This is a genomic window from Salmonella sp. NW884, assembly GCF_051700745.1.
GTDB classification, from domain to species: Bacteria; Pseudomonadota; Gammaproteobacteria; order Enterobacterales; family Enterobacteriaceae; genus Salmonella; species Salmonella enterica.
The window spans coordinates 1-21,151 of record NZ_JAMMDE010000019.1; the positions used below are offsets into that span (position 1 = coordinate 1).

Genomic DNA, 21,151 nt, shown 5'->3' on the forward strand with positions numbered 1-21,151 from the left:
GCAATGGACGACGGTCTGCGTTTCGCAATCCGTGAAGGCGGCCGTACCGTTGGCGCGGGCGTTGTTGCTAAAGTTCTCGGCTAATCGCTGATAACATTTGACGCAATGCGCAATAAAAGGGCATCATTTGATGCCCTTTTTGCACGCTTTCACACCAGAACCTGGCTCATCAGTGATTTTATTTGTCATAATCATTGCTGAGACAGGCTCTGTAGAGGGCGTATAATCCGAAAGGCGAATAAGCGTTTCGATTTGGATTGCCTCGCGATTGCGGGGTGAAAATGTTTGTAGAATACTTCTGACAGGTTGGTTTATGAGTGCGAATACCGAAGCTCAAGGGAGCGGGCGCGGCCTGGAAGCGATGAAGTGGATAGTTGTTGCCATATTGCTGATCGTCGCAATCGTCGGCAACTACCTCTATCGCGACATGATGCTGCCGCTGCGTGCGCTGGCCGTAGTAATTCTGATTGCTGCAGCGGGTGGTGTCGCGCTGTTGACGACAAAAGGTAAAGCAACCGTTGCTTTTGCCCGTGAAGCGAGAACCGAAGTCCGTAAGGTCATTTGGCCGACTCGCCAGGAAACGCTGCACACCACGCTGATCGTCGCTGCGGTTACCGCAGTTATGTCACTGATCCTGTGGGGACTGGATGGTATTCTGGTTCGCCTGGTATCCTTTATCACTGGCCTGAGGTTCTGAGATGTCTGAAGCACCTAAAAAGCGCTGGTACGTCGTTCAGGCGTTTTCCGGTTTTGAAGGCCGCGTAGCCACATCGCTGCGCGAGCATATCAAATTACACAATATGGAAGAGCTGTTTGGCGAAGTCATGGTGCCGACTGAAGAAGTCGTTGAGATCCGTGGCGGCCAGCGTCGCAAAAGCGAACGCAAATTCTTCCCGGGTTACGTTCTGGTCCAGATGGTCATGAACGACGCAAGCTGGCACCTGGTGCGCAGCGTGCCGCGTGTGATGGGCTTTATCGGCGGTACCTCTGACCGTCCGGCGCCGATCAGCGACAAAGAAGTCGATGCGATCATGAACCGCCTGCAGCAGGTTGGCGATAAGCCGCGGCCGAAAACGTTGTTTGAACCGGGTGAAATGGTTCGTGTTAACGACGGTCCGTTCGCAGACTTTAACGGCGTTGTCGAAGAAGTCGATTATGAGAAGTCTCGCCTGAAAGTGTCTGTTTCTATCTTCGGTCGTGCGACCCCGGTAGAGCTGGACTTCAGCCAGGTTGAGAAAGCGTAAGGCTGCGATCAAAAAAGCAGCGATCTAATCGTTGCATAGGGCGCGAAATTGACATACAATTTCGCGCCTTTTGTTTTTATGGGCCTTATGCCCATAAAGCGATATTTATCACGGGGAGCTTCTTTGAAGCGATACTACCCAATTCGAGGAATTTAGAATGGCTAAGAAAGTACAAGCCTACGTCAAGCTGCAGGTTGCAGCTGGTATGGCGAACCCGAGTCCGCCGGTTGGTCCAGCACTGGGTCAGCAGGGTGTGAACATCATGGAATTCTGCAAAGCGTTCAACGCAAAAACGGATTCCATCGAAAAAGGTCTGCCGATTCCGGTTGTTATTACCGTTTACGCTGACCGTTCTTTCACCTTCGTTACCAAAACGCCTCCGGCAGCTGTTCTGCTGAAAAAAGCGGCTGGTATCAAGTCTGGTTCCGGCAAGCCGAACAAAGACAAAGTAGGTAAAATTTCCCGCGCTCAGCTGCAGGAAATCGCGCAGACCAAAGCTGCCGACATGACCGGTGCCGACATTGAAGCGATGACTCGCTCCATCGAAGGTACTGCACGTTCCATGGGCCTGGTAGTGGAGGACTAAGAAATGGCTAAACTGACCAAGCGTATGCGCGTGATCCGTGAAAAAGTTGATGCGACCAAACAGTACGACATCAACGAAGCTATTGCCCTGCTGAAAGAGCTGGCCACTGCTAAATTCAACGAAAGCGTTGACGTTGCCGTTAACCTCGGCATCGATGCTCGTAAATCTGACCAGAACGTTCGTGGCGCGACTGTACTGCCGCACGGTACTGGCCGTTCTGTTCGCGTTGCCGTATTTACCCAGGGCCCGAACGCTGAAGCAGCTAAAGCTGCTGGCGCTGAGCTGGTAGGTATGGAAGATCTGGCTGACCAGATCAAGAAAGGCGAAATGAACTTCGACGTTGTTATCGCATCCCCGGATGCAATGCGCGTTGTTGGCCAGCTGGGCCAGGTTCTGGGTCCGCGCGGCCTGATGCCAAACCCGAAAGTCGGTACCGTAACTCCGAACGTTGCTGAAGCGGTTAAGAACGCTAAAGCAGGTCAGGTTCGTTACCGTAACGACAAAAACGGCATCATCCACACCACCATCGGTAAAGTGGACTTTGACGCTGACAAACTGAAAGAAAACCTGGAAGCTCTGCTGGTTGCGCTGAAAAAAGCAAAACCGAGCCAGGCGAAAGGCGTGTACATCAAGAAAGTTAGCATCTCCACCACCATGGGTGCTGGCGTTGCCGTTGATCAGGCTGGTCTGAGCGCATCTGCGAACTAAGATTAGTCTTTACGTGGGCGGTGATTTTGTCTACAATCTTACCCCCACGATTCTGTTGAAATATAACAGAGTACTATGCGAGTCATTTGAATTGCAGCAAGGCAGCAAGTGAGTGAGTCGCCAGGAGCATAGTTAACTATGTGACTGGTGTGAACGAGCGCAGCTAACACAGCTGCGGTTCAAAGGACGAAGTCATAGAAAGAATTTGTTCGTTGGAGCCTGGCCTATCCAGGCCTCCGTCGAAGACCGCAGGCGTCTCGCAAGAGGCTTAATCCCCTGCGTAGACGGTGACAGAACGCTAAGATTATTTTTGATACTCTGGCTTGTTTCTGCTCACCGTATTAAGACGCTCTTCTCGTTGAGATGAGTGAAGTGAGTTCCGGAACATGAGTTCCGGCAAACATCCAGGAGCAAAGCTAATGGCTTTAAATCTTCAAGACAAACAAGCGATTGTTGCTGAAGTCAGCGAAGTAGCCAAAGGCGCGCTGTCTGCAGTAGTTGCGGATTCCCGTGGCGTAACTGTAGATAAAATGACTGAACTGCGTAAAGCAGGTCGTGAAGCTGGCGTATACATGCGTGTTGTTCGTAACACCCTGCTGCGCCGCGTCGTTGAAGGTACTCAGTTCGAGTGCCTGAAAGACACGTTTGTTGGTCCGACCCTGATTGCATACTCTATGGAACACCCGGGCGCTGCTGCTCGTCTGTTCAAAGAGTTCGCGAAAGCGAATGCAAAATTTGAGGTCAAAGCTGCAGCCTTTGAAGGTGAGCTGATCCCGGCGTCTCAGATCGACCGCCTGGCAACTCTGCCGACCTACGAAGAAGCAATTGCACGCCTGATGGCAACCATGAAAGAAGCTTCGGCTGGCAAACTGGTTCGCACACTGGCTGCTGTACGCGATGCAAAAGAAGCTGCGTAATCGCAGTTGTCTTTATCAAGCATTTGCTTACGTATAAACTTATTCTGATATTCAGGAACAATTTAAATGTCTATCACTAAAGATCAAATCATTGAAGCAGTATCCGCTATGTCCGTAATGGACGTTGTAGAACTGATTTCTGCAATGGAAGAAAAATTCGGTGTTTCCGCTGCTGCTGCTGTAGCTGTAGCTGCTGGCCCGGCTGAAGCTGCTGAAGAAAAAACTGAATTCGACGTAATTCTGAAAGCTGCTGGCGCTAACAAAGTTGCTGTTATCAAAGCAGTACGTGGCGCAACTGGCCTGGGTCTGAAAGAAGCTAAAGACCTGGTAGAATCTGCTCCGGCCGCTCTGAAAGAAGGCGTGAGCAAAGATGACGCTGAAGCACTGAAAAAATCTCTGGAAGAAGCTGGCGCTGAAGTTGAAGTTAAATAAGCCAACCCTTCCGGTTGCAGCCTGAGAAATCAGGCTGATGGCTGGTGACTTTTTAGTCACCAGCCTTTTTGCGCTGTAAGGCGCCAGTAGCGTTTCACACTGTTTGACTACTGCTGTGCCTTTCAATGCTTGTTTCTATCGACGACTTAATATACTGCGACAGAGCGTACGTTCTGTGTAAATCGCAATGAAATGGTTTAAGCGTGATAGCAACAGGCATTGCGGAAAGTATCCATTTTCCGGTCAACAAAATAGTGTTGCACAAACTGTCCCCCGCAGGACAGATGGGTCGACTTGTCAGCGAGCTGAGGAACCCTATGGTTTACTCCTATACCGAGAAAAAACGTATTCGTAAGGATTTTGGTAAACGTCCACAAGTTCTGGATGTACCTTATCTCCTTTCTATCCAGCTTGACTCGTTTCAGAAGTTTATCGAGCAAGATCCTGAAGGGCAGTACGGCTTGGAAGCAGCCTTCCGTTCCGTGTTCCCGATTCAGAGCTACAGCGGTAATTCCGAGCTGCAGTACGTCAGCTACCGCCTTGGCGAACCGGTGTTTGACGTTCAGGAATGTCAGATCCGTGGCGTGACCTATTCCGCACCGCTGCGCGTAAAACTGCGTCTGGTGATCTACGAGCGCGAAGCGCCGGAAGGCACCGTTAAAGACATTAAAGAACAAGAAGTCTACATGGGCGAAATTCCGCTCATGACCGACAACGGTACCTTTGTTATCAACGGTACTGAGCGTGTTATCGTTTCTCAGCTGCACCGTAGTCCGGGCGTCTTCTTTGACTCCGACAAAGGTAAAACCCACTCTTCGGGTAAAGTGCTGTATAACGCGCGCATCATTCCTTACCGTGGTTCCTGGCTGGACTTCGAATTCGATCCGAAGGACAACCTGTTCGTGCGTATCGACCGTCGCCGTAAACTGCCTGCGACCATCATCCTGCGTGCGCTGAACTACACCACTGAGCAGATCCTTGACCTGTTCTTTGAGAAAGTCGTCTTCGAAATTCGCGACAACAAGCTGCAGATGGAGCTGATTCCAGAACGTCTGCGCGGCGAAACTGCGTCGTTCGATATCGAAGCTAACGGCAAGGTGTACGTTGAAAAAGGCCGCCGCATTACCGCGCGTCATATCCGTCAGCTGGAAAAAGACGATATCAAGCATATCGAAGTTCCGGTTGAGTACATCGCAGGTAAAGTCGTCTCTAAAGACTACGTTGACGAATCCACTGGCGAGCTGATCTGCGCGGCGAACATGGAGCTGAGCCTGGATCTGCTGGCTAAGCTGAGCCAGTCCGGCCACAAGCGTATCGAAACGCTGTTTACCAACGATCTGGACCACGGCCCGTACATTTCTGAAACGGTACGCGTCGACCCAACTAACGATCGTCTGAGCGCGCTGGTAGAAATCTACCGCATGATGCGCCCTGGTGAGCCGCCGACTCGCGAAGCGGCTGAAAGCCTGTTCGAGAACCTGTTCTTCTCCGAAGACCGCTATGACCTGTCTGCGGTGGGTCGTATGAAGTTCAACCGTTCTCTGCTGCGCGACGAAATCGAAGGTTCCGGTATCCTGAGCAAAGACGACATCATTGATGTCATGAAGAAGCTCATCGATATCCGTAACGGTAAAGGCGAAGTGGATGATATCGACCACCTCGGCAACCGTCGTATCCGTTCCGTCGGCGAAATGGCGGAAAACCAGTTCCGCGTTGGCCTGGTGCGTGTAGAGCGTGCGGTGAAAGAGCGTCTGTCTCTGGGCGATCTGGATACCCTGATGCCTCAGGATATGATCAACGCCAAGCCGATTTCCGCCGCAGTGAAAGAGTTCTTTGGTTCCAGCCAGCTGTCTCAGTTTATGGACCAGAACAACCCGCTGTCTGAGATTACGCACAAACGTCGTATCTCCGCACTCGGCCCAGGCGGTCTGACCCGCGAACGCGCAGGCTTCGAAGTTCGAGACGTACACCCGACGCACTACGGTCGCGTATGTCCTATCGAAACGCCGGAAGGTCCGAACATCGGTCTGATCAACTCCCTGTCCGTGTACGCACAGACTAACGAATATGGCTTCCTTGAGACGCCGTACCGTCGTGTGGTTGATGGCGTGGTCACTGACGAAATTCATTACCTGTCTGCTATCGAAGAAGGCAACTACGTTATCGCTCAGGCGAACTCCAACCTGGATGACGAAGGCCACTTTGTAGAAGATCTGGTGACCTGCCGTAGCAAAGGCGAATCCAGCTTGTTCAGCCGCGACCAGGTTGACTACATGGACGTTTCCACCCAGCAGGTGGTCTCCGTCGGTGCGTCCCTGATCCCGTTCCTGGAACACGATGACGCCAACCGTGCATTGATGGGTGCGAACATGCAACGTCAGGCGGTTCCGACTCTGCGCGCTGACAAGCCGCTGGTGGGTACCGGTATGGAACGTGCTGTCGCCGTCGACTCCGGTGTTACTGCAGTAGCTAAACGTGGCGGTACTGTTCAGTACGTGGATGCGTCCCGTATCGTTATCAAAGTTAACGAAGACGAGATGTACCCGGGTGAAGCAGGTATCGACATCTATAACCTGACCAAATACACCCGTTCTAACCAGAACACCTGTATCAACCAGATGCCATGTGTGTCTCTGGGCGAGCCGGTTGAGCGCGGCGACGTGCTGGCAGACGGTCCGTCCACCGACCTCGGTGAACTGGCGCTCGGTCAGAACATGCGCGTGGCGTTCATGCCGTGGAACGGCTACAACTTCGAAGACTCCATCCTCGTTTCCGAGCGTGTTGTCCAGGAAGACCGTTTCACCACCATCCACATTCAGGAACTGGCGTGCGTGTCCCGTGACACCAAGCTGGGGCCGGAAGAGATCACCGCTGACATCCCGAACGTGGGTGAAGCTGCGCTCTCCAAACTGGATGAATCCGGTATCGTTTACATCGGCGCGGAAGTAACCGGCGGCGACATTCTGGTCGGTAAGGTGACGCCGAAAGGTGAAACCCAGCTGACGCCGGAAGAGAAACTGCTGCGTGCGATCTTCGGTGAGAAAGCGTCTGACGTTAAAGACTCTTCTCTGCGCGTACCTAACGGTGTCTCCGGTACGGTTATCGACGTTCAGGTCTTTACTCGCGATGGCGTAGAAAAAGACAAACGTGCTCTGGAAATCGAAGAGATGCAGCTCAAGCAGGCGAAAAAAGACCTGTCTGAAGAACTGCAGATCCTCGAAGCGGGCCTGTTTAGCCGTATCCGTGCGGTGCTGGTGTCCGGCGGCGTTGAAGCTGAGAAGCTCGACAAACTGCCGCGCGACCGCTGGCTGGAACTCGGTCTGACCGACGAAGAGAAACAAAATCAGCTGGAACAACTGGCTGAGCAGTATGACGAACTGAAACACGAGTTCGAGAAAAAACTTGAAGCGAAGCGCCGTAAAATCACCCAGGGCGACGATCTGGCGCCGGGCGTGCTGAAGATCGTGAAGGTCTATCTGGCCGTTAAACGCCGTATCCAGCCGGGTGATAAGATGGCAGGTCGTCACGGTAACAAGGGTGTTATCTCTAAGATCAACCCGATCGAAGACATGCCTTACGATGAAAACGGCACACCGGTAGACATCGTACTGAACCCGCTGGGCGTACCGTCTCGTATGAACATCGGTCAGATTCTGGAAACCCACCTGGGTATGGCTGCGAAAGGTATTGGCGACAAGATTAACGCCATGCTGAAACAGCAGCAGGAGGTCGCCAAACTGCGCGAATTCATCCAGCGTGCCTACGATCTGGGCGCCGACGTTCGTCAGAAAGTCGACCTGAGCACCTTCAGCGATGATGAAGTGCTGCGTCTGGCAGAAAACCTGCGCAAAGGTATGCCGATTGCCACACCAGTGTTCGACGGTGCGAAAGAAGCGGAAATCAAAGAGCTGCTGAAACTGGGCGACCTGCCGACCTCCGGTCAGATCACCCTGTTCGATGGCCGTACGGGTGAACAGTTCGAACGTCCGGTAACCGTCGGTTACATGTACATGCTGAAACTGAACCACCTGGTTGATGACAAGATGCATGCGCGTTCTACCGGTTCTTACAGCCTGGTTACTCAGCAGCCGCTGGGTGGTAAGGCGCAGTTCGGTGGTCAGCGCTTCGGGGAGATGGAAGTGTGGGCGCTGGAAGCTTACGGCGCCGCCTACACCCTGCAGGAAATGCTCACCGTTAAGTCTGATGACGTGAACGGTCGTACCAAGATGTATAAGAACATCGTGGACGGCAACCATCAGATGGAACCGGGTATGCCGGAATCCTTCAACGTTCTGTTGAAAGAGATCCGCTCGCTGGGCATCAACATCGAACTGGAAGACGAGTAATTCTCGCTCAAACAGGTCACTGGTGTCGGGGTAAAACCCGACACCAGATTGTGCTAACTCCGACGGGAGCAAATCCGTGAAAGATTTATTAAAGTTTCTGAAAGCGCAGACTAAAACCGAAGAGTTTGATGCGATCAAAATTGCTCTGGCTTCGCCAGACATGATCCGTTCATGGTCTTTCGGTGAAGTTAAAAAGCCGGAAACCATCAACTACCGTACGTTCAAACCTGAGCGTGACGGCCTTTTCTGCGCCCGTATCTTTGGGCCGGTAAAAGACTACGAGTGCCTGTGCGGTAAGTACAAGCGCCTGAAACACCGTGGTGTTATTTGTGAGAAGTGCGGCGTTGAAGTGACCCAGACCAAAGTACGCCGTGAGCGTATGGGCCACATCGAGCTGGCGTCTCCGACTGCTCACATCTGGTTCCTGAAATCGCTGCCGTCCCGTATCGGTCTGCTGCTCGATATGCCGTTGCGCGATATCGAACGCGTACTGTACTTCGAATCTTATGTGGTTATCGAAGGCGGTATGACCAACCTGGAACGTCAACAGATTCTGACTGAAGAGCAGTATCTGGACGCGCTGGAAGAGTTCGGTGACGAATTCGACGCGAAGATGGGTGCGGAAGCTATCCAGGCCCTGCTGAAGAGCATGGATCTGGAGCAAGAGTGTGAAACTCTGCGCGAAGAGCTGAACGAAACCAACTCCGAAACCAAGCGTAAAAAGCTGACCAAGCGTATCAAACTACTGGAAGCCTTCGTTCAGTCTGGCAACAAGCCAGAGTGGATGATCCTGACCGTTCTGCCGGTTCTGCCGCCAGATCTGCGTCCGCTGGTTCCGCTGGATGGTGGTCGTTTCGCCACGTCAGATCTGAACGATCTGTATCGTCGCGTCATTAACCGTAACAACCGTCTGAAGCGTCTGCTGGATCTGGCTGCGCCGGACATCATCGTACGTAACGAAAAACGTATGCTGCAGGAAGCGGTTGACGCCCTGCTGGATAACGGTCGTCGCGGTCGTGCGATCACCGGTTCTAACAAACGTCCTCTGAAATCTTTGGCCGACATGATCAAAGGTAAACAAGGTCGTTTCCGTCAGAACCTGCTCGGTAAGCGTGTTGACTACTCCGGTCGTTCTGTAATCACCGTAGGTCCATACCTGCGTCTGCATCAGTGCGGTCTGCCGAAGAAAATGGCGCTGGAGCTGTTCAAACCGTTCATCTACGGCAAACTGGAACTGCGTGGCCTGGCCACCACTATCAAAGCCGCGAAGAAAATGGTTGAGCGCGAAGAAGCTGTCGTTTGGGATATCCTTGACGAAGTTATCCGCGAACACCCGGTACTGCTGAACCGTGCACCGACTCTGCACCGTCTGGGTATCCAGGCATTTGAACCGGTACTGATCGAAGGTAAAGCTATCCAGCTGCACCCGCTGGTTTGTGCGGCATATAACGCCGACTTCGATGGTGACCAGATGGCTGTTCACGTACCGCTGACGCTGGAAGCCCAGCTTGAAGCGCGTGCGCTGATGATGTCTACCAACAACATCCTGTCTCCGGCGAACGGCGAACCTATCATCGTTCCGTCTCAGGACGTGGTATTGGGTCTGTACTACATGACCCGTGACTGTGTTAACGCCAAAGGCGAAGGCATGGTGCTGACTGGCCCGAAAGAAGCTGAGCGTATCTATCGCGCAGGTCTGGCCTCTCTGCATGCGCGCGTTAAAGTGCGTATCACTGAATATGAAAAAGATGAAAACGGCGAATTCGTTGCGCACACCAGCCTGAAAGACACGACCGTTGGTCGCGCCATTCTGTGGATGATCGTACCGAAAGGTCTGCCTTTCTCCATCGTCAACCAGGCGCTGGGCAAGAAAGCGATCTCCAAAATGCTGAACACTTGCTACCGTATTCTGGGCCTGAAACCGACCGTTATTTTTGCGGACCAGACGATGTACACCGGCTTTGCTTATGCAGCGCGTTCAGGTGCGTCCGTTGGTATTGATGACATGGTCATCCCGGAGAAAAAACACGAGATCATCTCTGAGGCGGAAGCTGAAGTTGCTGAGATCCAGGAGCAGTTCCAGTCTGGTCTGGTAACCGCTGGCGAACGCTATAACAAAGTTATCGATATCTGGGCTGCGGCGAACGATCGTGTATCCAAAGCGATGATGGATAACCTGCAAACCGAAACCGTGATTAACCGTGACGGCCAGGAAGAGCAGCAGGTCTCCTTCAACAGCATCTATATGATGGCCGACTCCGGTGCGCGTGGTTCTGCGGCACAGATTCGTCAGCTGGCAGGTATGCGTGGTCTGATGGCGAAGCCGGATGGCTCCATCATCGAAACGCCAATCACCGCGAACTTCCGTGAAGGTCTGAACGTACTCCAGTACTTCATCTCCACGCACGGTGCGCGTAAAGGTCTGGCGGATACCGCACTGAAAACCGCGAACTCCGGTTATCTGACCCGTCGTCTGGTTGACGTCGCGCAGGATCTGGTGGTGACCGAAGATGACTGTGGTACGCACGAAGGTATCCTGATGACCCCGGTTATCGAGGGTGGCGACGTGAAAGAGCCGCTGCGTGACCGCGTTCTGGGTCGTGTGACGGCGGAAGATGTGCTGAAACCGGGTACCGCGGACATTCTGGTTCCACGCAACACGCTGCTGCACGAACAGTGGTGTGACCTGCTGGAAGCAAACTCCGTTGACGCCGTTAAAGTGCGTTCTGTTGTATCCTGCGACACCGACTTTGGTGTATGTGCGCACTGCTATGGTCGTGACCTGGCGCGTGGCCACATCATCAACAAAGGTGAAGCTATCGGCGTTATCGCGGCACAGTCCATCGGTGAACCGGGTACACAGCTGACGATGCGTACGTTCCACATCGGTGGTGCGGCATCGCGTGCGGCTGCTGAATCCAGCATCCAGGTTAAGAACAAAGGTAGCATCAAGCTCAGCAACGTGAAGTCGGTTGTGAACTCCAGCGGTAAACTGGTTATCACTTCCCGTAACACCGAACTGAAGCTGATCGACGAATTCGGTCGTACCAAAGAGAGCTATAAAGTGCCTTATGGCGCTGTCATGGCGAAAGGTGATGGCGAGCAGGTTGCCGGCGGCGAAACCGTGGCAAACTGGGACCCGCACACCATGCCGGTTATCACCGAAGTGAGTGGTTTCATCCGCTTCACTGACATGATCGACGGTCAGACCATTACGCGCCAGACCGACGAACTGACCGGTTTGTCTTCGCTGGTGGTTCTGGATTCGGCTGAACGTACTACCGGTGGTAAAGATCTGCGTCCGGCGCTGAAAATCGTTGATGCTCAGGGTAATGACGTTCTGATCCCGGGTACCGATATGCCTGCGCAGTACTTCCTGCCGGGTAAAGCGATTGTACAGCTGGAAGATGGCGTACAGATCAGTTCTGGTGACACCCTGGCGCGTATTCCGCAGGAATCCGGCGGTACCAAGGATATCACCGGTGGTCTGCCGCGCGTTGCCGACCTGTTCGAAGCGCGTCGTCCGAAAGAACCGGCAATCCTTGCTGAAATCGCAGGTATCGTTTCCTTCGGTAAAGAAACCAAAGGCAAACGTCGTCTGGTGATTACGCCGGTTGATGGTAGTGACCCGTACGAAGAGATGATTCCGAAATGGCGTCAGCTCAACGTGTTCGAAGGGGAACGTGTAGAACGTGGTGATGTGATTTCCGACGGTCCGGAAGCGCCGCACGACATTCTGCGTCTGCGTGGTGTTCATGCTGTGACGCGTTACATTGTTAACGAAGTTCAGGATGTATACCGTCTGCAGGGCGTTAAGATTAACGATAAACACATCGAAGTTATCGTTCGTCAGATGCTGCGTAAAGCGACCATCGAAAGCGCCGGTAGTTCCGACTTCCTGGAAGGCGAACAGGTTGAATACTCTCGCGTCAAGATCGCTAACCGCGAGCTGGAAGCGAACGGCAAAGTGGGGGCTACCTTCTCCCGCGATCTGCTGGGTATCACCAAAGCGTCTCTGGCAACCGAATCGTTCATCTCTGCCGCATCGTTCCAGGAGACCACGCGTGTCCTGACCGAAGCAGCCGTTGCGGGTAAACGCGACGAACTGCGCGGCCTGAAAGAGAACGTTATCGTGGGTCGTCTGATTCCGGCCGGTACCGGTTATGCGTACCACCAGGATCGTATGCGCCGTCGCGCCGCGGGCGAGCAGCCAGCAACACCGCAGGTCACTGCGGAAGATGCATCTGCAAGCCTGGCAGAACTGCTGAACGCAGGTCTGGGCGGTTCTGATAACGAGTAATCGTTAAATGGTGGAGGGGTATTTATCCCTCCACCAGCTTCATGCTGGATACCGAATTCCGGGTCGCTTGCCTGCAAGGAAAGAAAATGCCAGCGATTATTTCATTAATCTATTTAATGTTTAGTCTTTTAGTATTTACAAAAAAGATAACCATTTCAAACGTTCTGTCCGCTTTTTTATTGTTTCTATCGTTATATATACTTCACCATAAATCATTACTTATATTTATTTATTGTCTTATTATTATTGTCGCCACCGTTATTCTTCATCAAGTCAAAACCAGCGCGGATAAAAAAGCCGTATTTTATTTTTCAATGCCATGCTGGCTCTTGATTTTATCTGTAATTATAAATTTAATGAATAAATGAATTATTTTTTCATGACTCTTGTTTCTCGCATTATTTGTGAAAACTCATTGTCACTGGTTATATGAATAAATTGTCCAGTTGTTGCATTATATTTTGCCATCGCACAGGGAAGACTATTACCGCCGTTAGCCATAACAAATTTTGCTTTTGTATTACGATAAAGATTGACGCCAGGAATGGGGTCTTGACCGAATGTATAAGGCGTTGGGACAATCACATTATGTTTGTTTGAGAGCCACTTTGCTAAAATCCCGCCAACGCCATCAACCGGCGTAATAAAAGTAGAGAATCCACAATACTCAAAATTGAAATTTTTTATCATTGGGTTTGTTTTTTTCTGTAACATTGAGTCCAAATGTGACTTTAAATTTATCCCATAAATCTAAGTTATTAAAGTCTATTGGCTCGCCATTATAAAATACCTGCTGTTCATACATTAAATGATAAGCCTGTTTTATTGATTGTTTACGCGGGACATTTTAAATTATTAAATGAAGGATTTAATTCCATTAAGGTCTTTGTTTGCTCTTATTACAGGAATTATAAATATGATGCCATTTCTGGAATAAAAGTAAAGTTAATAAATTATTTATTTAATTGCTCACTGGTAGGGTATTTATGTATCCTCCGGTTAATGCTTAGTTTAGCATCTTTTAGCTGACAGCGATTGCAACGCTAAAAAACATGTGCTAATAATCATCATGTAAAATATGTAATGAAGTAAGTATGGAGCATTTAATTGTTATGATTCCACCATTAAATAGATATGTTCCCGCGCTTTCAAAAAATGAATTGGTTAAAACTGTTACCAACAGGGACATTCAGTTTACAAGTTTTAATGGAAAAGATTATCCCTTGTGCTTTTTAGATGAGAAAACCCCTCTTCTTTTCCAGTGGTTTGAGCGGAATCCTGCTCGCTTTGGGAAAAATGATATACCTATAATTAACACAGAGAAAAACCCCTACCTTAACAATATCATTAAAGCAGCAACAATTGAAAAAGAACGTCTTATAGGTATTTTTGTAGATGGTGATTTTTTTCCGGGACAAAAGGATGCTTTTTCAAAACTTGAGTATGACTATGAAAACATAAAAGTCATATATAGAAATGATATTGACTTTAGCATGTACGATAAAAAATTATCAGAAATTTATATGGAAAATATTTCTAAGCAAGAGTCCATGCCAGAAGAAAAAAGGGATTATCATTTACTGCAGCTATTGAAAAAAGAATTGAGTGATATTCAAGAGGATAATGATTCATTAATTAAATCTTACTTACTGGATAAAGGCCATGTATGGTTTGATTTTTACAGGAATATGGCTATGTTAAAGGCTGGTCAGTTATTCCTGGAGGCGGATAAGGTTGGGTGTTATGATTTATCAACAAATAGTGGGTGTATATATCTCGATGCTGATATGATTATCACGGAAAAATTGGGGGGTATATATATTCCGGATGGAATCGCTGTTCATGTAGAAAGGATAGATGGCCGTGCTTCTATGGAAAACGGGATAATAGCTGTTGATCGCAATAACCACCCGGCTTTACTTGCTGGATTAGAAATAATGCATACTAAATTTGATGCTGATCCCTATTCTGATGGTGTATGTAATGGAATTAGAAAACATTTTAATTATTCTTTAAATGAAGATTATAATTCTTTTTGCGATTTTATTGAGTTTAAGCATGATAACATTATAATGAATACCAGTCAGTTTACGCAAAGTTCATGGGCTAGGCATGTGCAGTAGTGGAAATGGCAATAATCATGCTATTGAATACATAAAATATTGGCATAAACTATCAAGTTTCGGCGAAAAAATATTTGATGCTCAGTTTTCTCTACTACAGCCAACTTTAAAATCGCAGTGCTGTTCAGAACGGACATAAAAAAACGGGAGGTCGATAACAATCTCCCGTTTTTCGCATTACGTACTCGTTCGTGAAATACTAATGCGTTTACATACGGGTTCACCGCGTTTGCGAAGCGCGCCCCAGCCAACTGTCCCAGTCTTTCCAGACGGGCTGCAATCCTTGCGCGCTTAACGCGCTTGCTACTGTTTCAGGCCGACGGGCATCGTGGGGAGAAAACTGCTCCAGTTCCGGATGATCGTCAGCGTAGCCGCCGGGCTGCGTTTTTGAGAAGGCGCTGACGTTGTTGATTGCCAGAGGAATCACATGGTCTCGAAACCACGGCGATTCGCGGGTGGAGAGTGATAATTCAATTTCCGGCGCCAATAACCGGAAAGCGCAAATCGTTTGCACCAGTTGCTTTTCATCCATCACAGATGCGGGTTCCACACCGCCAGTACACGGACGCAGACGCGGGAAGGAAACAGAATAGCGACTCTGCCAGTAGTGTTTCTGCATCCACAACAGATGCTCCGCCACCATATAGCAATCCACCCGCCAGTTGTCCGACAGACCAATTAGCGCGCCAAGACCGATTTTGTCGATACCTGCCCGGCCTAACCGATCCGGCGTTTCCAGCCGCCAGAAAAAGTCCTGTTTCTTTCCCTTCAGGTGATGCTGTGCATAGATTGCCTCATGATAAGTCTCCTGATAAACCATCACGCCATCGATCCCCAGTGTTTTGAGCTCCGCATAGTTTTCTTGCGACAAGGGCTGGACTTCCATCTGTAAAGAGGAAAATTGACGGCGGATGGTGGGTAAATGACGGCGAAAATAGTCCATGCCGACTTTGGCCTGATGTTCGCCGGTGACTAACAGCAGATGCTCAAAGCCCAGTTTACGGATAGCATCGCACTCCCTTTGAATATCCACCTCATCCAGCGTTTTACGCTTAATGCGGTTGCTCATCGAAAAACCGCAGTAGGTACAGTCGTTGGCACAGAGGTTTGAGAGATAAAGCGGCACGTAGAAACTGACGGTGTTGCCAAAGCGTTGTCGGGTCAGCCTTTGTGCCCGCTGCGCCATCGGTTCCAGATAATCGGCGGCGGCGGGGGAGAGCAACGCCATCAAATCGTCCCGGCTAAGATGCGCGACGTTCAGCGCGCGCTCCACGTCGGCGGCGGTTTTACCGTTGATGCGCAGGCGAATATCGTCCCACTCCAGTTGCCGCCAACGGTCGCTGAAGGTTTTCATGACAGGGCCTCCAGAAATCCGGTGAGCGGGCTGGTGGCGCTGGCGTAGGTGCTACGATTACCCGGCACCGCCTGACGCGCCAGTACTCCCGCTTCTACAGCCAGGCGGAAAGCGGTTGCCATCATTACCGGATCGTCCGCCACGGCAATCGCCGTGTTGACCAGCACCGCATCAGCGCCCATTTCCAGCGCCTGCGCCGCATGGCTGGGCACTCCAATGCCCGCATCAACCACCACCGGCACGGTGGACTGCTGGATAATAATCTCCAGCATCGCTTTGGTTTCCAGCCCCTGATTCGAACCGATAGGCGCGCCGAGCGGCATCACCGCCGCGCAGCCGACCTCTTCCAGCCGCTTGCACAACACCGGATCCGCGCCGCAGTAGGGCAGCACCACGAAGCCCTGCTTCACCAGCGCCTCGGCGGCTTTTAGCGTTTCGATCGGATCCGGCAGCAGCCAGCGGGCGTCCGGATGGATTTCTAATTTCAGCCAGTGGGTTCCCAGCGCTTCGCGCGCCAGTTGGGCGGCGAAGATCGCCTCTTCGGCAGTTTTCGCCCCGGAGGTATTGGGCAGCAGCGTGACGCCCACTTCAATGAGTGGCGCCAGGATAGCGTCGTTGTGCTGACGTAAATCCACGCGCTTCATCGCCAGCGTCACCAACTGGCTGCCGGAGGCGCGAATCGCCTCGACCATCAGCTGCGACGAGGCAAATTTTCCGGTACCGGTGAACAGATGTGAATCAAACGTTTTGTCGGCAATACGTAACATCTCAACCCCCTGCAATAACCTGAAAAAGCAGGATCTGGTCGCCTTCCTGCACGATTTGCTGCTGCCACTGCTCGCGCGGCAGGATCTGCTGATTGAGCGCCAACGCTGCGCCCGGTTTGAGCTGGTTGAGCTGGATAAGCAGCCCGCTGACGGTTTGCCCTTCGGCGCACTGCATCGGCTCATCATTGAATTGAATTTGCATGCTGCCCTCCGCATACCGGACAGCCGCTGGCGCGACGCAGCGCGAGGCTGCGCCACTGGCTGGTTTTGCCGTCAAACAGGCGTAGCTCTCCGCTGGGCGTCTCAATACCGCTGAGTAATTTAATCGCCTCCAGCGCCTGCAAAGTGCCCATCATGCCAACAACCGGTCCGACGATACCGGCGGTACGGCAGTTGCGTTCAGGCTCGACATCGTCCGGCCACAGGCAACGGTAGCAGCCTTGCTCCCACGGTGGCGTCAGTACCATCAATTGGCCGCCAAAGCCGACGGCGCTGGCGGTAATTAATGGTGTATTCAGTGCCACGCAGGCGGCGTTAATTTCCTGACGGGTCGCCATGTTGTCGGTACAGTCGAGCACCACGTCGGCGTGTGCTACCGCATGCCGCAGTGCCTCGCCTTTTAGTCGCTGCTGGAGTGATATCAGTTCGATATCCGGGTTGAGCTGTGTCAGGCGCTGCTGGGCAACCTGAGATTTTGAACGCGCGATATCATCAGTGGTAAATAGAATCTGGCGCTGTAAATTGCTCAGATGAATGTCGTCATCGTCTACCAGCGTTAGTTTGCCGATGCCTGCTCCCGCCAGATACAGCGCGGCAGGCGAACCCAATCCGCCTAAGCCGACAATCAATACATGGCTATTGAGCAACTTTTGCTGGCCTTCAATCGCGATATCGCCGAGCAGGATCTGGCGGCTATAACGCATAAAATCATGGTCATTCATCGCCAACTCCCGCAATATCCAGTAACTGCGCGGTAGCGGCGCGCCAGTCGGCGGCCTGAGTAATGGCGCTAACCACCGCCACGCTCCCGACGCCGGTCGCCAGCACCGACGGAGCGCGTTCCACACTGATGCCGCCGATCGCGACGGTCGGGTAATCCGCCAGTCGTTCAATATGACTGGCCAGCTGCGCCAGCCCCTGCGGGGCGGAAGGCATCTGCTTGGTTTGCGTGGGGAAGACATGACCCAGCGCGATATAAGAAGGCTTAGCGGCCAGCGCGACGTCTATCTCCATATCATCGTGGGTCGATACGCCGAGGCGTAATCCCGCCGCCTGAATCGCCTTCAGGTCAGTGGTTTCGAGATCTTCCTGACCCAGATGCACGCCGTAAGCGCGGTGCTTAATTGCCAGACGCCAGTAGTCGTTGATAAACAGACGGGCGTTATAACGACGCCCCAGCGCGATGGCAGCGATAACATCCGCTTCCACCTCTTCATCGCGTTTATCTTTGATACGCAGCTGGATCGTGCGCACGCCCGCCTCCAGTAGACGCTCAATCCATGCAACGCTGTCCACCACCGGGTAAAGCCCGAGGCGGAACGGCACGGTCGGGAAATCAGGCTGATACATCAGGCTTCCTCCCGTTTGAGATAAATTTCGCCGCCTTTGGCGCGGAAGTTCTCCGACATATCCGCCATGCCGACTTCAATGGCTTGCGCGGCGGCGTAGTCGCGGACCTCCTGGCTGATTTTCATCGAGCAGAATTTCGGCCCGCACATGGAACAGAAGTGGGCGACTTTGCCGGACTCCTGCGGCAGGGTTTCATCGTGATAAGCGCGGGCGGTGAACGGGTCGAGCGCGAGGTTAAACTGATCTTCCCAGCGGAATTCGAAGCGCGCTTTCGACATGGCGTTATCGCGGATCTGCGCGCCCGGATGTCCTTTGGCTAAATCCGCGGCGTGGGCGGCGATTTTGTAGGTGATTAGCCCCTGCTTCACATCTTCTTTGTTCGGCAGGCCGAGATGCTCTTTCGGCGTCACATAACACAGCATCGCGCAGCCAAACCAGCCGATCATCGCGGCACCGATCCCGGAGGTGAAGTGGTCATAGCCCGGCGCGATATCGGTGGTCAATGGCCCTAAGGTGTAGAACGGCGCTTCATGGCAGCTCTCCAGCTCTTCGGTCATGTTGCGCTGAATCATATGCATGGGTACATGACCCGGGCCTTCAATCATCACCTGCACGTCGTATTCCCAGGCGATTTTGGTCAGCTCGCCCAGCGTATGCAGCTCGGAGAACTGCGCTTCGTCGTTGGCGTCCTGAATGGAGCCGGGGCGCAGGCCGTCGCCCAGCGACAGGGAAACGTCGTAGGCGGCGCAGATTTCACAAATCTCGCGGAAATGTTCGAACAGGAAGTTCTCTTTGTGATGCGAGAGGCACCACTTCGCCATGATCGAACCGCCGCGCGAGACAATACCGGTCAGGCGTTTGGCGGTCATCGGCACGTAGCGCAACAGCACGCCCGCGTGAATGGTGAAGTAGTCGACGCCCTGTTCGGCCTGCTCCAGCAGCGTGTCGCGGAACGCTTCCCAGGTAAGATCTTCGGCGATCCCGTTGACCTTCTCCAGCGCCTGGTAGATCGGGACGGTGCCGATCGGTACCGGGCTGTTACGCAGGATCCATTCGCGGGTTTCGTGGATATAGCGGCCGGTGGAGAGGTCCATAACCGTATCCGCGCCCCAGCGGGTTGACCACACCAGTTTTTCCACCTCTTCTTCGATGGAGGAGGTGACCGCCGAGTTACCGATGTTGGCATTCACTTTGACCAAGAAGTTGCGGCCGATAATCATCGGCTCCGATTCCGGGTGGTTGATGTTGGCGGGAATAATCGCGCGGCCCGCGGCGACTTCATCACGCACGAATTCCGGGGTGATGTTTTCCGGCAGGCGCGCGCCAAAGTTCATCCCCGGATGCTGGTGGCGCAGCACTTCACTGCGAATGCGCTCACGGCCCATATTTTCACGGATGGCGATGAACTCCATTTCGGGAGTGATGATCCCTTGGCGGGCGTAGTGTAACTGGGTGACGCGCTTGCCCGCTTTAGCGCGTTTTGGCGTCAGCAGGCCGGTAAAACGCAGATCGTCCAGGCCATCGTCGGCCAGACGTTCTCTGGTATAAGCCGAGCTACGGTCGTCTAATTCTTCGCTATCGTTACGTGCGTCAATCCATGGCTGGCGCAGTTTCGCCAGACCCTGCTGGACGTTAATCGCCACCTCAGGATCGCCATAGGGGCCGGAGGTGTCGTATACCGGTACGGCTTCGTTCTCTTCAAACTGCGGGTTGTCTTTACTGCCGCCGATGAGCGTGGGGCTAAGTTGAATTTCGCGCATCGGTACGCGAATATCATGCTGCGAACCGGTCACGTAGATGCGTTTCGAGTTGGGAAACGCGGTGCCTTCCAGCGTATCGATAAAATGCTGGGCTTTAGCGCGCTGCTCGCGGCGGGTTAACGTTGTTGTAGACATAGCTCATTCCAAAAAATTAAGGACGTGGCTTGTCAGACGACGGATGGAGTAATGGATGTGCGCCGCCCGTAAAGGCAGCAGCATAAAGCAGAATTACTCTTGTTCCCTTCGCAGGTATTAACCTGATCAGGTTCCGCGGATCCCGAATTAACGGTCTCAGCCTTTTCCACTTCATCCTTCGCGCTGCCTCTTCGTTGGCTTCGTCCGCTCACTCCATTCACTTACTTATGTAAGCTCCTGGAGATTCACCGACTTGCCGCCTTGACGCATCACGAACGCTTTTGTGGAAAATTAGCACTCCGACAAGATAACCGCCCCTCCGAAGAGGGGGCTGAAGTAAACTACCCGTTACTCGCGCAGAACTCAAGCGGGACGTTTGACTCTGGCGCCGTCGTGCATCGCGTCAAACACCAGCATAATCAGCTTGTCTTCCAGAACAAAGCGGGCTTCCAGCGCTTCGCCGATATCTGACAGAGCTTGTTGAAATTCGAGACAATTATCGTGATCGATGGCAGTTTCCAGGCTGGTGTCGTAATAATCCATAATGCGCTGCGTATTATCTTCCAGCAGCGGCCAGATTTTTGCCGCATGTAAAAGCTGACCGTTTCCTTCCAATTTATGGAGAATACGTTCATAAATACTGAAGTGCCCGGCGGAAAGGTAATCGACCAGGCTCTGACAAAAATTATCCAGCGCTTTTTCATTCAGCCGCATGTACGATTCTTTGCCAGGCTTAATGCCAACCAGGTTGTAGTAAGCCACGAGCAGGTGCTTACGTACATCCAGCCAGCGATCGACCAGTTTGTTGCTTCCGCCAACGCGCTCCGTCAGGTTTTCCAGCTGGTTTAGCATGATTGTCTCCGCAAGTTAGATAAAGGCTGCTCGCCATGAATGTAAAAATAATGTTAAC

At 52.2% G+C, this 21,151-nt stretch carries 19 protein-coding genes; 11 read left to right on the forward strand and 8 right to left on the reverse strand.

Features of this window, described 5'->3' with window-relative positions:
• The 10 genes from NA197_RS22545 to NA197_RS22590 form a co-directional block, all read left to right on the forward strand.
• A partial coding sequence (locus tag NA197_RS22545) for a hypothetical protein (RefSeq protein WP_000740160.1) occupies positions 1 to 84 on the forward strand: 84 nt, incomplete at its 5' end.
• Between the two features lie 229 nt (positions 85 to 313).
• A complete protein-coding gene (gene secE / locus NA197_RS22550) occupies positions 314 to 697 on the forward strand; it encodes a preprotein translocase subunit SecE (protein WP_001275691.1) in 384 nt (127 codons plus the stop codon).
• Between the two features lies 1 nt (position 698).
• A complete protein-coding gene (nusG, locus tag NA197_RS22555) occupies positions 699 to 1,244 on the forward strand; it encodes a transcription termination/antitermination protein NusG (RefSeq protein ID WP_001287521.1) in 546 nt (181 codons plus the stop codon).
• Positions 1,245 to 1,401: 157 nt separating this feature from the next.
• Positions 1,402 to 1,830: a 50S ribosomal protein L11 gene (rplK, locus tag NA197_RS22560; protein ID WP_001085926.1), complete on the forward strand. Its 429-nt coding sequence runs from the start codon at positions 1,402 to 1,404 to the stop codon at positions 1,828 to 1,830.
• 3 nt (positions 1,831 to 1,833) lie between these two features.
• A complete protein-coding gene (gene rplA, locus NA197_RS22565) occupies positions 1,834 to 2,538 on the forward strand; it encodes a 50S ribosomal protein L1 (RefSeq protein WP_001096676.1) in 705 nt (234 codons plus the stop codon).
• 419 nt (positions 2,539 to 2,957) lie between these two features.
• Entirely contained in the window at positions 2,958 to 3,455 is a 498-nt protein-coding gene (gene rplJ, locus NA197_RS22570; RefSeq protein ID WP_001207203.1) for a 50S ribosomal protein L10, read from the forward strand.
• A gap of 66 nt (positions 3,456 to 3,521) precedes the next feature.
• Positions 3,522 to 3,887 (forward strand): 50S ribosomal protein L7/L12, encoded by a 366-nt coding sequence (gene rplL, locus NA197_RS22575; protein WP_000028882.1) that lies wholly within the window; start codon positions 3,522 to 3,524, stop codon positions 3,885 to 3,887.
• A 317-nt stretch (positions 3,888 to 4,204) separates the two neighbouring features.
• Positions 4,205 to 8,233, forward strand: a complete 4,029-nt coding sequence (gene rpoB / locus NA197_RS22580; RefSeq protein WP_000263105.1) for a DNA-directed RNA polymerase subunit beta — start codon at positions 4,205 to 4,207, stop codon at positions 8,231 to 8,233.
• A 76-nt stretch (positions 8,234 to 8,309) separates the two neighbouring features.
• Positions 8,310 to 12,533 carry a DNA-directed RNA polymerase subunit beta' gene (gene rpoC / locus NA197_RS22585; RefSeq protein WP_000653965.1) on the forward strand — a complete coding sequence of 1,408 codons (4,224 nt, stop codon included), beginning with the start codon at positions 8,310 to 8,312 and terminating at the stop codon, positions 12,531 to 12,533.
• 41 nt (positions 12,534 to 12,574) lie between these two features.
• The gene (locus NA197_RS22590) at positions 12,575 to 12,901 is read left to right on the forward strand and encodes a hypothetical protein (RefSeq protein WP_001654075.1); all 327 of its coding nucleotides are present in this window, start codon (positions 12,575 to 12,577) and stop codon (positions 12,899 to 12,901) included.
• A gap of 1 nt (position 12,902) precedes the next feature.
• Here the strand turns inward: NA197_RS22590 and NA197_RS22595 are convergent, their stop codons facing one another.
• Positions 12,903 to 13,247 (reverse strand): hypothetical protein, encoded by a 345-nt coding sequence (locus NA197_RS22595; protein WP_064043609.1) that lies wholly within the window; start codon positions 13,245 to 13,247, stop codon positions 12,903 to 12,905.
• A 380-nt stretch (positions 13,248 to 13,627) separates the two neighbouring features.
• On the opposite strand from NA197_RS22595, the gene NA197_RS22600 reads away from it, so the two are divergent.
• A complete protein-coding gene (locus tag NA197_RS22600) occupies positions 13,628 to 14,656 on the forward strand; it encodes a type III secretion system effector arginine glycosyltransferase SseK1 (RefSeq protein ID WP_064043608.1) in 1,029 nt (342 codons plus the stop codon).
• Positions 14,657 to 14,876: 220 nt separating this feature from the next.
• Here NA197_RS22600 and thiH read toward each other — a convergent pair whose 3' ends face one another.
• From thiH to rsd, 7 genes are all read right to left on the reverse strand, one after another.
• Positions 14,877 to 16,010, reverse strand: a complete 1,134-nt coding sequence (gene thiH, locus NA197_RS22605) for a 2-iminoacetate synthase ThiH (protein WP_001627471.1) — start codon at positions 16,008 to 16,010, stop codon at positions 14,877 to 14,879.
• Complete coding sequence (gene thiG / locus NA197_RS22610) at positions 16,007 to 16,777, reverse strand: thiazole synthase (RefSeq protein WP_064043607.1); 771 nt, start codon at positions 16,775 to 16,777, stop codon at positions 16,007 to 16,009. The genes thiH and thiG overlap by 4 nt, the downstream gene beginning before the upstream one ends.
• 1 nt (position 16,778) lies before the next feature.
• On the reverse strand, positions 16,779 to 16,979 hold the full coding sequence (gene thiS / locus NA197_RS22615; protein ID WP_064043606.1) for a sulfur carrier protein ThiS: 201 nt from the start codon (positions 16,977 to 16,979) through the stop codon (positions 16,779 to 16,781).
• Positions 16,960 to 17,718: a thiazole biosynthesis adenylyltransferase ThiF gene (gene thiF / locus NA197_RS22620; RefSeq protein WP_079849457.1), complete on the reverse strand. Its 759-nt coding sequence runs from the start codon at positions 17,716 to 17,718 to the stop codon at positions 16,960 to 16,962. The genes thiS and thiF overlap by 20 nt, the downstream gene beginning before the upstream one ends.
• Positions 17,711 to 18,346, reverse strand: coding sequence for a thiamine phosphate synthase (gene thiE / locus NA197_RS22625; protein ID WP_023200832.1), 636 nt, complete (start codon positions 18,344 to 18,346; stop codon positions 17,711 to 17,713). The genes thiF and thiE overlap by 8 nt, the downstream gene beginning before the upstream one ends.
• The gene (gene thiC, locus NA197_RS22630; RefSeq protein ID WP_064043604.1) at positions 18,346 to 20,241 is read right to left on the reverse strand and encodes a phosphomethylpyrimidine synthase ThiC; all 1,896 of its coding nucleotides are present in this window, start codon (positions 20,239 to 20,241) and stop codon (positions 18,346 to 18,348) included. Before thiC ends, thiE begins: the two co-directional genes overlap by 1 nt.
• Before the next feature lie 363 nt (positions 20,242 to 20,604).
• Positions 20,605 to 21,093, reverse strand: a complete 489-nt coding sequence (rsd, locus tag NA197_RS22635; RefSeq protein WP_000934317.1) for a sigma D regulator — start codon at positions 21,091 to 21,093, stop codon at positions 20,605 to 20,607.
• Between the last annotated feature and the right edge of the window lie 58 nt (positions 21,094 to 21,151).

What these genes read in the sequence shown, in the direction of transcription:
- rpoB (WP_000263105.1), top strand. Translation starts at nt 4,205, where the DNA reads ATGGTTTACTCCTATACCGAGAAAAAACGTATTCGTAAGGATTTTGGT.
- nusG (WP_001287521.1), top strand. Translation starts at nt 699, where the DNA reads ATGTCTGAAGCACCTAAAAAGCGCTGGTACGTCGTTCAGGCGTTTTCC.
- NA197_RS22590 (WP_001654075.1), top strand. Translation starts at nt 12,575, where the DNA reads ATGCTGGATACCGAATTCCGGGTCGCTTGCCTGCAAGGAAAGAAAATG.
- secE (WP_001275691.1), top strand. Translation starts at nt 314, where the DNA reads ATGAGTGCGAATACCGAAGCTCAAGGGAGCGGGCGCGGCCTGGAAGCG.
- thiS (WP_064043606.1), bottom strand. Translation starts at nt 16,979, where the DNA reads ATGCAAATTCAATTCAATGATGAGCCGATGCAGTGCGCCGAAGGGCAA.
- thiG (WP_064043607.1), bottom strand. Translation starts at nt 16,777, where the DNA reads ATGTTACGTATTGCCGACAAAACGTTTGATTCACATCTGTTCACCGGT.
- rplK (WP_001085926.1), top strand. Translation starts at nt 1,402, where the DNA reads ATGGCTAAGAAAGTACAAGCCTACGTCAAGCTGCAGGTTGCAGCTGGT.
- rplA (WP_001096676.1), top strand. Translation starts at nt 1,834, where the DNA reads ATGGCTAAACTGACCAAGCGTATGCGCGTGATCCGTGAAAAAGTTGAT.
- NA197_RS22595 (WP_064043609.1), bottom strand. Translation starts at nt 13,247, where the DNA reads ATGTTACAGAAAAAAACAAACCCAATGATAAAAAATTTCAATTTTGAG.
- rsd (WP_000934317.1), bottom strand. Translation starts at nt 21,093, where the DNA reads ATGCTAAACCAGCTGGAAAACCTGACGGAGCGCGTTGGCGGAAGCAAC.
- thiC (WP_064043604.1), bottom strand. Translation starts at nt 20,241, where the DNA reads ATGTCTACAACAACGTTAACCCGCCGCGAGCAGCGCGCTAAAGCCCAG.
- thiH (WP_001627471.1), bottom strand. Translation starts at nt 16,010, where the DNA reads ATGAAAACCTTCAGCGACCGTTGGCGGCAACTGGAGTGGGACGATATT.
- thiF (WP_079849457.1), bottom strand. Translation starts at nt 17,718, where the DNA reads ATGAATGACCATGATTTTATGCGTTATAGCCGCCAGATCCTGCTCGGC.
- NA197_RS22600 (WP_064043608.1), top strand. Translation starts at nt 13,628, where the DNA reads ATGGAGCATTTAATTGTTATGATTCCACCATTAAATAGATATGTTCCC.
- rplJ (WP_001207203.1), top strand. Translation starts at nt 2,958, where the DNA reads ATGGCTTTAAATCTTCAAGACAAACAAGCGATTGTTGCTGAAGTCAGC.
- thiE (WP_023200832.1), bottom strand. Translation starts at nt 18,346, where the DNA reads ATGTATCAGCCTGATTTCCCGACCGTGCCGTTCCGCCTCGGGCTTTAC.
- rplL (WP_000028882.1), top strand. Translation starts at nt 3,522, where the DNA reads ATGTCTATCACTAAAGATCAAATCATTGAAGCAGTATCCGCTATGTCC.